The organism is Zavarzinella formosa DSM 19928, from assembly GCF_000255705.1.
Lineage (GTDB): Bacteria > Planctomycetota > Planctomycetia > Gemmatales > Gemmataceae > Zavarzinella > Zavarzinella formosa.
Map to the genome: position 1 here is coordinate 1,249,236 of NZ_JH636439.1, position 14,288 is coordinate 1,263,523.

Annotated in this window: 12 protein-coding genes and 2 pseudogenes; 11 read left to right on the forward strand and 3 right to left on the reverse strand. The window is 60.4% G+C overall.

What is annotated here, in order from left to right:
• On the reverse strand, positions 1-318 hold a 318-nt coding region (locus tag BGIM_RS60190), incomplete at its 3' end, for a helix-turn-helix domain-containing protein (RefSeq protein WP_238537532.1).
• 67 nt (positions 319-385) lie between these two features.
• On the opposite strand from BGIM_RS60190, the gene BGIM_RS48915 reads away from it, so the two are divergent.
• The 4 genes from BGIM_RS48915 to BGIM_RS48925 are packed head-to-tail and all read left to right on the forward strand — an operon-like array spanning position 386 to position 4,051.
• The gene (locus BGIM_RS48915; RefSeq protein ID WP_020468884.1) at positions 386-1,258 is read left to right on the forward strand and encodes an ABC transporter substrate-binding protein; all 873 of its coding nucleotides are present in this window, start codon (positions 386-388) and stop codon (positions 1,256-1,258) included.
• Between the two features lie 38 nt (positions 1,259-1,296).
• Positions 1,297-2,352, forward strand: coding sequence for an ABC transporter ATP-binding protein (locus BGIM_RS48920; RefSeq protein WP_020468885.1), 1,056 nt, complete (start codon positions 1,297-1,299; stop codon positions 2,350-2,352).
• Entirely contained in the window at positions 2,349-3,236 is an 888-nt protein-coding gene (locus BGIM_RS0105970; RefSeq protein WP_020468886.1) for an ABC transporter permease, read from the forward strand. The genes BGIM_RS48920 and BGIM_RS0105970 overlap by 4 nt, the downstream gene beginning before the upstream one ends.
• Complete coding sequence (locus BGIM_RS48925) at positions 3,233-4,051, forward strand: ABC transporter permease (RefSeq protein WP_084759710.1); 819 nt, start codon at positions 3,233-3,235, stop codon at positions 4,049-4,051. Before BGIM_RS0105970 ends, BGIM_RS48925 begins: the two co-directional genes overlap by 4 nt.
• Before the next feature lie 113 nt (positions 4,052-4,164).
• On the opposite strand, the pseudogene BGIM_RS48930 reads toward BGIM_RS48925, so the two are convergent.
• A pseudogene (locus BGIM_RS48930) lies at positions 4,165-4,947 on the reverse strand (endonuclease/exonuclease/phosphatase family protein).
• Between the two features lie 46 nt (positions 4,948-4,993).
• Positions 4,994-5,293: a hypothetical protein gene (locus BGIM_RS0105985; protein ID WP_157368632.1), complete on the reverse strand. Its 300-nt coding sequence runs from the start codon at positions 5,291-5,293 to the stop codon at positions 4,994-4,996.
• Positions 5,294-5,714: 421 nt separating this feature from the next.
• Between BGIM_RS0105985 and tnpC the strand changes: the two genes are divergently transcribed.
• The 7 genes and pseudogenes from tnpC (at position 5,715) to BGIM_RS0106025 (ending at position 14,159) form a co-directional block, all read left to right on the forward strand.
• The gene (tnpC, locus tag BGIM_RS0105990; RefSeq protein WP_020468891.1) at positions 5,715-7,139 is read left to right on the forward strand and encodes an IS66 family transposase; all 1,425 of its coding nucleotides are present in this window, start codon (positions 5,715-5,717) and stop codon (positions 7,137-7,139) included.
• 348 nt (positions 7,140-7,487) lie between these two features.
• On the forward strand, positions 7,488-7,823 hold the full coding sequence (locus BGIM_RS0106000; RefSeq protein WP_020468892.1) for a superinfection immunity protein: 336 nt from the start codon (positions 7,488-7,490) through the stop codon (positions 7,821-7,823).
• A gap of 202 nt (positions 7,824-8,025) precedes the next feature.
• Positions 8,026-8,931, forward strand: coding sequence for a DUF1559 domain-containing protein (locus BGIM_RS0106005; RefSeq protein ID WP_020468893.1), 906 nt, complete (start codon positions 8,026-8,028; stop codon positions 8,929-8,931).
• A gap of 6 nt (positions 8,932-8,937) precedes the next feature.
• Positions 8,938-9,834 carry a DUF1559 family PulG-like putative transporter gene (locus BGIM_RS0106010; RefSeq protein ID WP_020468894.1) on the forward strand — a complete coding sequence of 299 codons (897 nt, stop codon included), beginning with the start codon at positions 8,938-8,940 and terminating at the stop codon, positions 9,832-9,834.
• An 11-nt stretch (positions 9,835-9,845) separates the two neighbouring features.
• Positions 9,846-11,327, forward strand: a complete 1,482-nt coding sequence (locus tag BGIM_RS0106015) for a DUF1549 and DUF1553 domain-containing protein (RefSeq protein ID WP_020468895.1) — start codon at positions 9,846-9,848, stop codon at positions 11,325-11,327.
• A gap of 16 nt (positions 11,328-11,343) precedes the next feature.
• Positions 11,344-12,648: pseudogene (locus BGIM_RS48935) on the forward strand (DUF1501 domain-containing protein).
• Complete coding sequence (locus BGIM_RS0106025; RefSeq protein ID WP_020468898.1) at positions 12,645-14,159, forward strand: hypothetical protein; 1,515 nt, start codon at positions 12,645-12,647, stop codon at positions 14,157-14,159. The pseudogene BGIM_RS48935 and the gene BGIM_RS0106025 overlap by 4 nt, the downstream one beginning before the upstream one ends.
• The last annotated feature ends 129 nt before the right edge of the window (positions 14,160-14,288 follow it).

The following is a 14,288-nucleotide window of genomic DNA, read 5'->3' on the forward strand; positions in this document are numbered from 1 at the left end:
TGTCAGGGCGGCAGCGATGACCTCGGCTTTCTCGTCCGGCGTGTAGGTGGCCGGCCGGCCGGACCGGGCGGCGTCGTGCAACGCCCGCAGGCCGACCCGGTTGAACCGGCGCAAGCGGCCATACACGGTGATCCGTGTGACGCCCAGCCGGCGGGCAATGTGGGCTGGCTTCTCGCCATCGGCCAGGGCCAGGAGGATGGCGGCCCGTTCGACGACGCGGGCTTCGGATTTACGAGAACGAGTCAGCCGGGTGAGTTCGGCCCGTTCCTCAGCCGTCATCTCCCGGAGACGTAGTGGCTTCCAAACACGTCGTGGCATGCGGAGATTCCTGCCAAAAATGAAGTGCCAAATAGTGTATTGATATTTGGCGGATGCACCACTAAAAATGTCGCCGCCGGGACAGCCGGCGTTCGATCTGGTCCTTACCGACGCAACGCAGGGCTATCCCGCGATTCGAGAGGGATTGTTTCAAAAGATCGACATGTCGCGCATCTCGAATCTGGCGAACCTCAGCCCGTCGGTCCTTGACACTTGGGTGCATCGGGAAGGCTATGGCGTCACCTTCCCCGAATCGGCGCTGACGCTGGCATACAGCAAAGAATTAGTGGACTTCGAGCCGAAAAACTGGAGCGACCTGCTGAGGGAGAGCGTGAAGGGCAAAGTTGGTCTAAACGCCGCCTTCTACATGTCGCTTTACACGTTCGCCTGCATGAAGGTATCGCAAGAGGGCAAGCCCGGAACCGCTCACGCGGAGGTGAACACTAACCTCAACGGCGTTCTCAATTTCGCCAAGGAACACCGAGATCAAGTCAAGCTTTGGTGGCCGAGCGCGACCGACATGATGTTGAATCTGACGCAACGGAATCTCGCCATCGGCAACATGCACAGTTCCGAATTGTTGCGAGTGCGGCGGGAGAAAAAAGACATCGGCGCGGTGGCGCCGGTTGAGGATCGCGCGTTCCAGCAGTTGATGTGGGTCATTCCCGAAGGCACCAAAAAGAAGGAATTGGCCGAGGCGGCGATCAACGTCCTGTTTGGCGAAGAGGTCCAAACCGACTTTGCCCGAAACGGTTCGATGACGCCCCTTCTTTCCGTCGCGAAGAAGATGGCTGAAGAAAATGCTTTGTGGAAGCAGATTTATCCATCGACCGAAGAGCAATTGAAAGCCATTGAGTATTACCCCTACGACACCTTTTCCAAAGACTGGGACGATATCGTTTCGACGTGGGACAAGGAAATCATGCGGAAGGCCGGTTAACCCGGCTCACCCGCGTCGGACGAACGGAGGTTTTGAGTTTGGCGACAAACGATGTATTGCGGCTGGAAGGGTTGACCCGTTCGTTCGGCCACAACGCGCCCGCCGTGAACCAGGTCGATCTCCGCTTGGAGGCCGGCAGCCTGTTTTGCCTGCTCGGGCCGTCCGGGTGTGGAAAATCCACTTTGTTGCGGCTCGTCGGCGGCTATCTTGCGCCCGACGCCGGACGAGTCTTCCTCGCCGATGTTGATGTCAATGACATGCCGTTGGAGCGGCGCAACATCGGCATGGTGTTTCAAAACTACGCTCTCTTCCCGCATTTGACGGCGCGGGCCAATGTGGCCTTCGGACTGGAGGCGCGCGGCGTGCCGCGATCCGAACGGCGACAGCGAGTCGATGCCATGTTAGACCGCGTTGGCCTGTCATCGACTGAGCGAGAGCGCCGGCCGCGCGAACTCTCCGGGGGCCAGCAACAGCGCGTCGCCTTGGCTCGCGCGCTTGTCATTCAACCGAAACTGCTGCTGCTCGACGAACCGCTCGCCAATCTCGACCGCCAGTTGCGCGAGCAAATGCGGCTCGAACTCAAGGAAATCCTGCGCACCACTGGCGTGACCGCGCTGTTGGTGACACACGATCAAGAAGAGGCCCTGTCGCTGGCCGACCGTGTCGGCGTCATGCTCGGCGGACGATTGTTGCAGACGGACGCGCCTCGCGTTCTTTACAACCATCCACGCACTCCGTTCGTCGCCGGCTTTCTTGGTTTGGCGAATTTGCTGCGAGTCGCGGACGCCGTCGGCGACATGCTCCATCTCGAAGGGGGCCTGTCGTTGCGTGGGAAAGGGACGAAAGACAACCGAGTGATGATCCGCCCCGAAAAGTTCCTGCTCGGCCCCGCCGCCGAGCGATGCCCGACCCGTTGGACCGGCCGCGTCATCAACACGCTTTTTCTCGGAGCTCAGCAGATGCTTCAGGTGGCGGTGACACCCGCCGTCACGGTTCGCGCATGCTGCCGACCCGGCGAGGCCGGCGATGGTGACGAGGTGACGCTTGGCATCCCCGACGATGCCGTCTGGATCGTGCCCGGAGAGGATGTATGACGCCGTCCCGTTTCCGGCCGTATCTGCTGGCCTCCCCGGCGATCGTGTTGTTGCTGGGGTTCTTCCTCGCACCGATGCTGCAACTCGGCCGCGTCAGCCTCTACGACGGTGGCGGTCGCAGCGGATTCGGCATCGGCGGGGGTGGTTTCTACAAGCCGAACACTTGGACATTTCAGGCGTATCGGACGCTCGCCGGAGAAACCTACTTCCGCGAGGTATGGACCTTCACCGTTCTGCTTGGCCTCGGTGTGGCTTGCATCACCTTGCTGATTGCCTATCCGCTGTCGCTGTTTATTCATCGTCTTCCGCCTCGCGCCAAGGCGCTGGCCCTGACAGCCGTGGTGTTGCCCAAACTCGCCAATGTCCTCGTCCTCATCTATGGCTTGGAACTGCTGCTCAGCAACTCCGGCCCGGTCAACGGATTGCTCGTCGGATTGGGTGCGGTGTCGGAGCCGGTGGCATTCTTTCACAATCTGCCGGGCGTGCTGATCGGCGAGACGTATCTGATTCTCCCCTATGCCGTGCTGGCGCTGGTCGCCTCGCTCGACCGCATCGACCCGGCGTTGGTTCCCGCGGCGCGCGGCTTGGGCGCGGGGCCGCTGCGAGTGTTCTGGCGCGTGACGTTGCCGCTGTCGGCTCCCGGAATCGCCCTAGCGGCAATGCTGAGCCTGATCTGGGCCTTGGGGGCGTTCACTGGCCCAGTGCTGCTGGGCAGTCCGCAGGAATTGACGCTTGCCGTCGAAGTGCAACGGCAAACCTTCGAGAACCTCAACTGGCCGCGCGGCGCGGCGACGGCGGTTCTCATGCTCGTCACTCTCGCCGCCTGTCTCGTGTTGTATCAAGTGCCGGCGCGCTTCCTCCGACGCCGGGGAGGAGCGCCATGAGACGACGCCTGTCAGTATCCCGCCTGACGGGAAATATCTTCGGCTTGGGGACGCTCTTGCTGCTGTTGTGGCCGCTGGCTTACGCCGTGTGGATATCCTTCACGCCGAGTGAGTTGTTGGAGCCGCCACGCGGGGAACTATCGCTGCGCTGGTATCGGCGATTTTTCAATTCGCCGCAGTGGACCGCCGGGGTGTGGAACAGTCTGGAAGTGGCGGGGCTGGCTGTCGCCGGGTCGCTAATAGGCGGGACGGGATTGGCCGTGGCGGTGACTCGCCACCACTTTCGCGGACGACGGCTGTTGTCCGGCGCCGTGATGCTGCCGCTGTTCGTGCCGTCCGTGGTGCTGGGAATGGGGCTGTTGCCGTGGGTGCGATTTCTGGGATTCTGGGGATCGCTCTGGTCGTTGGGGGCAGGACATGCGTTGTGGAGTCTGCCGGTTGTGTTCCTCGTCGTCCGCTCAGCGCTGGAGGAACTCGATCCGGCGTTGGAGGAGGCGGCCCGCGGCCTGGGGGCGTCGCCGTTCCTGACGTTTCGCCGGGTGACACTGCCATTGATTATGCCGGCTGTGCTGTCGGGGGCGGCGATGGGATTCGTGCTGTCGCTCAACGAGTTCATGATCGCCCTGTTCCTGGCGACGCCCGACACGGAGACTCTGCCGAAAGTGATCTGGCCCAATCTCCGCTACACCCTGACACCACTGGTCGCGGCAGCTTCATGTGTGACGATGCTATTGACGCTGGCGGGCTTGGCGCTGACATCATCGTTGCTGCGAATGGAACGGTTCGTGGACCGGCTGTTGAGCCGAGGCAAGTAATAGAATTGCCTCTGCGATTTCCACGAGAAATGTTCGGGATAAAAGGAGACTACCAGCCTGTGGACGCACATCACCACAAGCCAGAAGTCTCCGAGGGAATCTGCCCGGCGCCTTCACTTCTCGCCACGGCGAACCACCGCCAGCACGGGTCGGTGATCTGACGCGATCTTCTCATCAATGACTTTCACTTCAACGGCTTTGAACTTTCCCCGGAAGAGGACGTAATCGATCTGTTCGGTTGGTGTGTCGGAGGGACTGGTGAGCAGCCCCTTCCCGCCCGGTTCCGTCACAAAAGTCCAGCGTTTCGCCAACGCCTTCACCGGCTCGCTGTTCGGCTCGGCGTTGAAGTCGCCCGCGAGAATCAGCGGGCCGTCCTCGTTGCCGAACAATTCGTTGATCGTTGCGACCTGCCGCTCGCGCGTCGCGCCGTCGTCATGCTGCAAATCGGTGTTCAAGAACGTGATCGCCTCGCCCTCGTCGGGAACGACGGTCGCCCGCATGACGATTCTTGCCTCCTGCCCGGCCTTGCCCGGAAGCTTGTGGGTCTTCACCTCTTTGATTGGAAACCGCGAAAGCATCGCGAGACCATAACCGCCCCCTTGAAGGTCAATGGCCTTGGCGAACTCGACGTTCATCCCGGTCAGCCTTCCCAATTCCACGGCCTAGTCGGTTTTTTTGGTGCGGGTGGTGTTCCGGTCCACTTCCTGGAGGGCAACCAAGTCTGGCTTGGACACCTTGATGACTTCCGCGAGGCGGGCCAAGTCGACTTTGTCGTCGGTCCCCTCTCCGTGGTGAATGTTGTAAGTGAGAACGCGAAGCACCTTCGGCGCCGGAGTGTCCCCGGCGTGAACCAGCCCGGAGAATCCAAGCATCAAAGGAAGAAGCAACAATCGCATGTCTTGTTTCCGGGCGTTCGCCCGGCCCGTTTGCAGAATGGCTCGGTTACTTTATGGCGATTGCCCGCGAGAAATGGCAGGCCGATTTTTTCAACAAAACTTCTTCCGCCGGCGACAAACCCAGATAGGCTTTAGTCAGGACAAGCGAGTGGCGATCCGGGCCGCGACAGCGGTCAGCAGTGCTTCGTCCGTAACGACGATCTGCTTCGAGGGCGATCTTCGCGTTGTATGCCCAACTGGCTTTCAGGTGCTGACGCTCTTCCTCGGCGTGGGCCTCCAATATCCATCCCCGCTCCTGGCCTTCACTCTGGTGACAGCGACGGTATTGGCTGACTGTCGTACTCATAGAGTTCCGCGCACGCCGGGCAGAGCATCGTGTACCTTTCGTTCGTCGAGAACTCAAGGAGATATTGTCCTTTCCCGCATGGGCAGACATGCGAGTGCTGGTAATCAAAATGCGGAACATGAAGCGTCACGGGATCGGTCTTGGCTATTGGTAGACTCCGGAAGGTTGGCGATAGCGATCAAGCATGTTTTCGGCTACGCCATGCCTGATATCCGAACACGCCTAAAACATTTTAGGCGTGTTCGGATATCAGCCGACCCAAGCTTTACTGACACATAATCATCCGCAATGTTCTCGTTGAAGCAGTAATCTGTGCACCGCAACGACTTGTCAGCAAATTCACATAGCCATCCATCAGAATTTCGTATGAGTTCACGATCCGAGGTTTTGTTTTCCGAGAGCCTATGGTGGCGTCGGCCACATGGATGTGCCCAAACTGACGCCGGAGATGCTGGCCGGTTTCCCGCCCTCGGCGGTGGAACTCATCCAACAGCTGCTCGCGGTCATCCAACTTCAAGCGGCAAAGATTGCGGAGCTTGAAGAGAAGCTGAGTCAGAACTCGCACAACTCATCGAAGCCGCCGTCGAGCGACGGACTGGCGGTCAAGCCGTCTCCCCCCAAGTCGGCCACGGGAAAGAAGCCGGGCGGCCAGCCGGGGCATTCCAAACAATCCCGGACGCTGATCCCGACCGTCGAATGCCATCGCATGATCCCCTGTTTCCCCGCCGTCCGCCGCAACTGCTCGAAACCACTGGCGGGAAACGATCCGAATCCGTTGCGTTTCCAAGTGACCGAACTGCCGCCGGTGAAGCCCGAGGTCACGGAATATCAACGCCACCGGCTCGTATGCGCCTGCGGTTTCTCCAATTGCGGCCCGCTGCCGACGGGCGTGACCGGGCAGGACGGTCCCCGGTTGCGGGCGTGGGTCGTGCTGCTGACCGGGCGATACCGGATGAGCAAGGAAAACGCGGCGAACCTGACAGGTGATGTGTTTGGGGTGTCTCTCTCGGCCGGGCAGGTCTGCTCCGTCGAGGCCGGGGCGGGCCGGATGTTGCAACCGGTCGCCGATGAAATCCTCGCGGCCGCCCGCCGGTCGGCGTCCAACATCGACGAGACGTCGATGGGCCGGGGCCGCTGGCTGTGGGTGATGGTCACGGCCGTCGGCACGGCCTTCCAGATCGTGACCGGCCGGAACCGCGAGGAACTGTTAAACTTGATCGGCGATAACGATGTCCGCGTGCTGACGAGCGACCGGCACAGTTTGTATTCCCGACTGTGGTCCGGGCAACATCAACTGTGTTGGGCTCATTTGCGTCGGGATTTCCAGGCGATGATCGACCGGAACAACGACGGCTCGGAAGTCGGGCGGGAGCTGTTGATGCTGTCGGACGAGTTGTTCGGCCTGTGGAAACGGGTGCGGGACGGAACCCTGACAAAGAAAGCGTTCGCCTCGAAAATGACCCGGCCCGGCGTCTTCCGGACCCGCCTCGACGCCGCGTTGAAGCAAGGCCTCGCCGGCGGCTGCGCCAAGACGCGCGGGACGTGCGGGCAGTTGATCGAACGGGAGGCGTCGTTGTTCCGGTTCGCCTTCAACGACGGGGTGGAACCGACCAACAATGCCGCCGAGCGGGCGATCCGGCATGGAGTGATCTGGCGAAAGCAGAGCCACGGCCCGAAGAGCGAGTCCGGGGCGGCATATCTGGCCAACATCTGGAGTGTCGTGGAGACCTGCCGTCAGCAAGGCCGACGAGTCTGGGACTTCCTCGCCGAATGCTTCAATGCCGCTCAAACCGGTCAGCCATTGCCACGCCTCGTCACGCCAGTTCCGCAACTTCAAGCGGCCTGAGTTAATATGGGTCGTGAACTACTACGCTTGAAGTCATGTCGGCAGACCGATTCGTTGACCGACATTCTAACCAAATTTCCTTGCTTGTTTCGCATCATCCGATGCCCGAAAGCAAACCGGCCGTTTTTGACTTTGGACCCTTGATGAGAGATTGAGATACCTTTTGCTGTCTGTTTCTTAACTCAGGAGTGTACTCGTGCCCATGCCTTTCGCCAGCAGGCTGTCTGCCTGCCTTCTCATGATTGTCATCACCGTTTCGGCGTCTGCCCAAGCACCAAGAGGGTGACTGGGCCGGTCGAGAAAATCCAAAAGGATTCCGTCGATCCTGTCGATGATCGGAAACCGATCATGAAGCCAAAAATGGAAGCAGGCAACGAGAAAAAAATGAAGCAGGCAGATGTCGCTGTGGCCGTCGGGATGAGCATTGTCTCTATCATTGTGATCGTTGTCATCATCGTGGGGTTTTCGATGATCCCTTTCCTCATCGCAATGATGCGGGGTCACAACAATCTCGCCCCCATTTTCCTCGTATGCTTCTTCTTCGGTTGGTCATGCATGGATGTATCATCGCATTGGTCTGGTCATTTTCAGACAACACACGAGCAAACAGGTATCGCCAAAGGTGGTAAGATTCAATCGACAGCCGGTTCAGATCGTTGTGATTTCGTCATAACTCCCCGTTAATCGAAGCAAGCGTTTTGGTGTTTTGGTAATGCTGGTCTAATGGTCTGGCCATACGTCGCCGATCTTCAGAACTTTGTAACAAGAGCTTATGCGGAAATTTATGCTGTAGCATATTCGACTGGTAGCACGCTCCGCCATCGCGAACCCTTCAGGGCATGCCTTGTTCGCCATGCGGCTTCGACCTCTTTTTGGAGCTTGCCTCGTGAGCCGACGCGCTTTTACGCTCATCGAATTGCTGGTGGTGATTGCCATCATCGCCATCCTCATCGGATTGCTGTTGCCGGCCGTTCAGAAAATCCGGGAGGCCGCCAACCGGATGAAGTGTTCGAACAACCTGAAGCAAATCGGGCTGGCGATTCATGGCTACGCCAGCGCCAACGACGACCAAATGCCGGACTCACATCGATACACGGCCCCGCTTTACGGCTGGGCGGTGAAATTACTGCCGCACATGGAGCAAGGATCGCTCTTTCGTCTTTATGACCCGACGGTGGACTGGTTTCACCCGAACAACGCCGCGATGTATCGCACCAAGTGGTCCGCCATGCAATGCCCTGGCACGCCCGACCCGGATCGCCGGTCGGTCGGGACTCAGGGAGCCGTCTCCGTGGATGCGGCCGTTTCGGACTACAACGCCATCTATGGCCTGACCACCAGTTTGGTTCCCTCGGTGATTCCCGCCACGTACCCCCGCTACGGGGCCATGCCCATCGACGAAAGCGTCGGCGGGGTGGTGACGGTTTACACCCGGAAGATCACGCAAATTCCCGACGGGACCACGAACACCATGCTTGTTTCCGAAAGCGCCGGGCGCCCCATGATTTATCAGGCAAACAAACCAAGCGTCGCCTCGTATCAGGAGAAGAATGCTTGGGCCTCGTGGAACGGCAGCTACATTCGCGGCTTCACGTTTGACGGATTGTTGTCGCCCGGCCCGTGTCCGGTGAACTGCTCGAACGACAACGCGATTTATAGCTTCCACATCGGCGGGGCGAACGTCGTGTTCGGGGATGGGTCGGTGCGGTTTCTGCGGCAGTCTCTTGATGTGTGGGTGGTTTATGCGATGGCCACCCGCGAGGGCGGCGAACTCCAACCCAACGGGCAGTGACCAACCATGACCCAAAACTTCAGCCGTTACGGGTTCGCGCTGGCCGATGCCGTGACGATGATCGCCCTGTCCGGCCTCCTGTGTGGAATCGTCACCCCGGCGATTCACAAGGCCCGCGAGACGGCGGCGAAGAAAACCTGCGAGCAGAACTTACGCAAACTTGGCCAGGCCGTGCATGAGTACGCCGATGCCAACGCCGATCACTTGCCGCATGGCCACCGATTCAAGGCACCCCTCAGCGGATGGGCCACGCTGCTGCTGCCTTATCTGGGCGAGGACAAGCTGTATCGCCAGTATGATTGGGAACATGATTGGTGTCATCCTGACAATCAGAAACTCGCCAAGACCCGGCTGGCAGTCTTTGAATGCCCCGCGACGCCCGACCCCGACCGGCTGATGGTCGGCGACGCGGGCGGGACGAAGTACGCAGTGCCTCCGGCCGATTACTTTGGCGTCAGTGGCTTCACGGACATGCTGATCCCGGAAGTGTTCCCGGTCGGCACGTCAAAGCACGGCGCCATGCCGGTGGACGAGGTTCGCAAGCGATCCGAGGTTCCCGACGGATTGTCCGCGACGCTCATCATCGGCGAGGACGCCGGACGGCCGCAAGCTTGGAGATTGCGGGAGAAACAGACAGCGATCCCGCCGAACGACAAGAACACTTGGGCGGCGTGGAACGGAAATTATGTGCGGGCGTACACTGCTGATGGCAAGTCGGCCCCTGGCCCGTGTGCCGTGAATTGCAACAATGTGAACATCTTTTACTCGTTCCACGACGGCGGAGCCTACGCGGCCCTCGGGGATGGCTCGGTGCGGTTTCTCAAGGTTGGTTTGGATGTGTATGTGATGTATGCGTTGGTCACCCGTGAAGGTGGCGAAATGGTGTCTCCAGACGATTATTGAGGCGGGCGACCATGAATCGATTATTCGCCTTGCTGACGCTCGTTTTCGTTTTTGCTTCTCCGGTGTTTGCCGCCGGACGCGATCCCGCCGAACTCGCCCGTCGCATTGACCGGCATTTGGAGGAGGCGTGGAAGCGGGAAAGAATTCAACCGGCGGCCAAAACCGACGATGCGGAGTTCCTTCGCCGTGTTTCCCTCGACCTGACGGGCCGCGTTCCGACGATGTCCGTCGTCCGATCCTTTTTGGCGGACAAGACGGCCGACAAACGAGAGAAGTTGATTGACCGGCTTGTCTCCCAACCGGGCTATGCGGCCCATTTCTCCCGCGTCTGGCGGCAGCGCTGGCTGCCCCAATCGGCGGCCCAATTCGAGGAACTGTGGCCGGAGTTCGAGGAATGGCTGCGGAGTCAGCTTCGGGGAAACGTCTCGTATGACCGCATGGTGCGGTCGTTGCTCGTGGCCTCGGGAGGGCCAATGGCGGGCCGGTCAGACCGGGTGTTTCTTCAGGCCAACGAATACAAACCGGCCAATCTCGCGGGGGGCACGGCCCGTCTTTTCCTCGGACTGAATCTCGATTGCGCCCAGTGTCACAACCATCCCTTCGCCCGCTGGACAAAAGAACAATTTTGGGAGTTCGCGGCGTTCTTCGCCGATCCGAGAACGGAAGGCAAGCGGGCGTTGCGGATCGCACTGCCTGATTCCAAAAAAGAAGTGGCCGCCCGTTTTGTGGATGGCGGCGAACCGAAATGGGCGGGAGAACCCAATGCGACGACCGGCCGGGCGGTCCTCGCGGACTGGCTGGTGTCGCCGAAGAACTCGTACTTCGCCAAGAATGCCGTGAACCGCGTTTGGGCCGGGTTGTTTGGCCTCGGCCTCGTCGAGCCGATTGACGATCTCAGCGGCGAGATCAAGCCAAGCCACCCCGAATTGTTGAACGATCTGGCCGATGCCTTCATCGCGAGTGGATTCGATCTTCAATATCTGATCCGTGCCCTCGTCCGCAGCCGGGCTTATCAACTGACGAGCGTCGGCTCGGCGGCTGATTTGCCGCCATCAATGTTTGCCCGCTTTATCCCGCGTTCGATGAGCGGTGACCAACTGTTTGACAGCGTGGTTCTCGCGGCCGGGTTGGAAACCCGCGAGGCGAACCGGGCGGCATTTTTGGCCCGGTTCGGTCAGTCCGAACATCCCGCCGAGGAAGGCCGCACCATTTTGCAATCGCTGACCCTGATGAACGGCAAGACGCTAACCGATGCCACTTCCCTCAAAGAGCGGGGTGCTCTGGCGGCGATTGCCGACGCTCCGTTCCTCGACACCGCCGGGCGAATCGACGCTTTGTTTCTGGCCGCCCTCGCGCGTTCGCCGAGTCCGGGGGAACTGAAACGGTTCGTTGCGTTTGTCGATGCGGGCGGGGCTTCCCGCGATCCGCGCCGGGCGCTGGCCTCGGTGTTCTGGGCCTTGTTAAACAGCCATGAATTTGCCGTCATTCACTGAGCCGGGGAGAACGGTCATGTCGGGTTCTTTTCAATTGTCACGGCGTCGTCTCCTCGGGGCGCTGGCCGGCGTCGGCGCGAGCGGCTGGCTTCCGGCGCTGGCCGCCGATGTCGCGCGGAACCCGGCCCGGAAGCGATCCTGCATCCTGTTGTGGATGAACGGCGGCCCAAGCACCATCGATCTGTTCGACCTGAAACCCGGCCACAAGAACGGCGGGCCATTCAAGGAAACCGCCACCAAAGTTCCCGGCTTGCGCATTGGGGAGCTGTTGCCGAAACTGGCCCGGTTCGGCGACCATCTTGCGGTGATTCGTTCAATGTCCACCAAAGAAGGGGACCACGGCCGGGCCTCGTACATCATGAGGACGGGTAACCTGCCCCAAGGCGCCATTCAATTCCCCGGTTTCGGGGCGTTGGTGGCGAAAGAACTGGACGACAAAGCCGCCGACCTGCCGGGGTATGTTCGCGTTTGCCCGCCGCTGCGGGAACGGGCATTCGGCTTGGGCACGGGCTCCGGGTTTCTCGGGCCTCGTCATAATCCCTTGGTGATTGGCGAGAGCGACCAAGCGGATCTCTCGGCCGATGAATTGTTACGGGTGCCGAACTTGGAGCGGGCGAATGGTGTGACAAATGCCGAACTGGATGAACGGCTTGGCTTGCTTGCGGAGATGGATCGAGACTTTGCCGCTGGTCGAACGGGTTCGCTGTCGGCCGCCCATCGGGATTAAACCAACCGGGCGGCTCGGCTGATGAGCCCTGCCGCCGCGAGTGCTTTTCGGTTGGATGATGAAAAGCTCGCGATCCGCGAACGCTATGGCCGGACACCGTTCGGGCAGGGTTGCTTGATGGCCCGCCGATTGGTCGAACGCGGCGTGCCCTTTGTGGAAGTCGGACTTGATGGCTGGGACACCCACAATCAAAACTTTGACTCGCTACGACGACTGGCGCCACCGCTCGACGCCGGATGGTCCTCGTTGCTGGAAGACCTCAAGGAACGCAGCCTGCTCGGCACGACCACGGTGGTCTGGGCCGGGGAATTTGGCCGCACCCCGGCGATCAACACCGGCAATGGCCGCGACCATTATCCGAAGGCATGGGCCACGGTGATGGCGGGCGGCGGCGTCAAGGGAGGCGTCGCGGCCGGCCGCACCAACTCCGACGGCACGGAGATCGAGGAGCGGGCGGTGGGTGTGCCAGATTTTCTCGCCACGATTTGCCGGGCCTTGGGCATCGACCCGCTGAAACAAAACCCGTCAAATGTGGGCCGGCCGATTCGGATCGTGGACAAATCCGCGAAGGCCATCGAGGAGGCGCTGTCATGAGACATTTGCCCCTCGTTGGTTTGATCGTCTGGGCCATGCCGCTGTTGGCGGCCCCGCCTGCGGAGAAAGGTTCTCCGGTTGAGTTGCTTCTGATTTCCGGGGATCGACTTTCTCTTCTGTCCATCGCAACGGAATTGGATCGTCGGCCTCATGCCGACGTTTGGGCAGACGCGGTCGCGGTCATCTTCGCCGACGCCGATGTTGATGGAAATGGATCGCTTGACGCGACGGAGGCGAAGCGGGTTCTATCCGTATTGCGGATCCGACAACTTGGCTGGGGCTATCTCTGGGCCACCCCGCAAGCGGCCGAATGGCGAGAACTTGACGTTTCACCAGTTGATGGGAAAGTGACACGCCAAGAACTGGCGGCCTATTACCATCGGCATCTGGCCGATGCCCCGCAAATCGGCGTCGGCCAGTCGCCGCCTGCTTCTTTGTTGACGGATGCTTTGTTGAAACAACTTGACGCGAACCGGGATGGTCAGGTGTCCGAAGCCGAATGGAAAAATGCCGAGGCCGCATTGCGGTCGCTTGACCAAGACGATGATGAGATGATCCGGCCCGGCGAACTTGTCGCCCGGACCCTGTATCCGGGCTCGGCCGGTGGAATGATGTTGTCGCCCGGCAATTCCAAGAGTCGGCCGAAGTTGCTTGCCGATCTGCCGCTGGCACGGTTGCCGGTCGTTCCCGGCGAACCGGTGATTCTTCCTTCTCGAAAAAGCAAATTCGCTGCGGATGCAAACAGCGATGGCATGCTGGATGCTGAAGAACTCGCGGCCTTGCGGAAGGCGCCGGGGAATGTCTCCATCGCCATGCGATTGGGAACACGAAAGCCCGGAGACACGGACCCTTTCCCGGTTGGGAACGAATCAAACGGTCTTCGTCTGTTTGCCTATGACGTGACATCGGGTTTGATCGACGAATTCGCGGCCGGTCGCAAAACAGCCGTTGAAAAGTTTGCCGCCGCCGATGCCAACGGGGATGGTTCCCTCGACGCCGCCGAGGTGAAGAACGCCGGATATGCCCCCCTCCGCGATCACTTCGCGTTCGCGGATCGAAATGGTGATCAACGCCTGTCGAAGGCCGAATGGGAGGCATATCTGGCGTTGCGTGCAAAACTTGTCGAAGCTCAAGCCGCCGTCACGATTTTCGATCATGGACGCGGCTTGTTTGAAACGCTGGACACCGATGGCGACGGGGCGCTCTCCGTCCGGGAACTGCGGCAGGCATGGTCGCGATTGACGACATTGAAATGTTTTCGCGATGGTCGGCTCGATGCGGCGAAGCTGCCTCACACGATCCGGATGGCGGCCAGTCGCGGGCGGCCCGCTTCGTTGCTGCGCGTTCCCCCTCGCGTCGGACCGGAGTGGTTTCTGGCGATGGATCGAAACCGGGACGGAGATGTCTCCCGCCGCGAATTCATTGGCGGGGAAGAGGAGTTCCGAAAACTTGACGCCGACCAAGACGGCCTCATCTCCGGAGCCGAGGCCATGCCGAAGAAAGAAAAGTGAACTGTGAATAATGTTCAATGCGGATGATGGTGGCCATGCCCATGCGGGTGGGCATGAGGCTTGGTGGTTTCTTCCGCATGGGCGACCATCAGTCATCCCTTATGGGACAGTCTCTTAGTCTTTCGCCTC

Bases quoted from the DNA above. Each gene is read 5' to 3' on its own strand.
- BGIM_RS0106025 (WP_020468898.1), top strand. From the start codon at position 12,645: ATGAGACATTTGCCCCTCGTTGGTTTGATCGTCTGGGCCATGCCGCTG.
- BGIM_RS0106010 (WP_020468894.1), top strand. From the start codon at position 8,938: ATGACCCAAAACTTCAGCCGTTACGGGTTCGCGCTGGCCGATGCCGTG.
- BGIM_RS0106000 (WP_020468892.1), top strand. From the start codon at position 7,488: ATGAAGCCAAAAATGGAAGCAGGCAACGAGAAAAAAATGAAGCAGGCA.
- BGIM_RS48925 (WP_084759710.1), top strand. From the start codon at position 3,233: ATGAGACGACGCCTGTCAGTATCCCGCCTGACGGGAAATATCTTCGGC.
- tnpC (WP_020468891.1), top strand. From the start codon at position 5,715: ATGGATGTGCCCAAACTGACGCCGGAGATGCTGGCCGGTTTCCCGCCC.
- BGIM_RS0106015 (WP_020468895.1), top strand. From the start codon at position 9,846: ATGAATCGATTATTCGCCTTGCTGACGCTCGTTTTCGTTTTTGCTTCT.
- BGIM_RS48915 (WP_020468884.1), top strand. From the start codon at position 386: ATGTCGCCGCCGGGACAGCCGGCGTTCGATCTGGTCCTTACCGACGCA.
- BGIM_RS0105970 (WP_020468886.1), top strand. From the start codon at position 2,349: ATGACGCCGTCCCGTTTCCGGCCGTATCTGCTGGCCTCCCCGGCGATC.
- BGIM_RS0105985 (WP_157368632.1), bottom strand. From the start codon at position 5,293: ATGAGTACGACAGTCAGCCAATACCGTCGCTGTCACCAGAGTGAAGGC.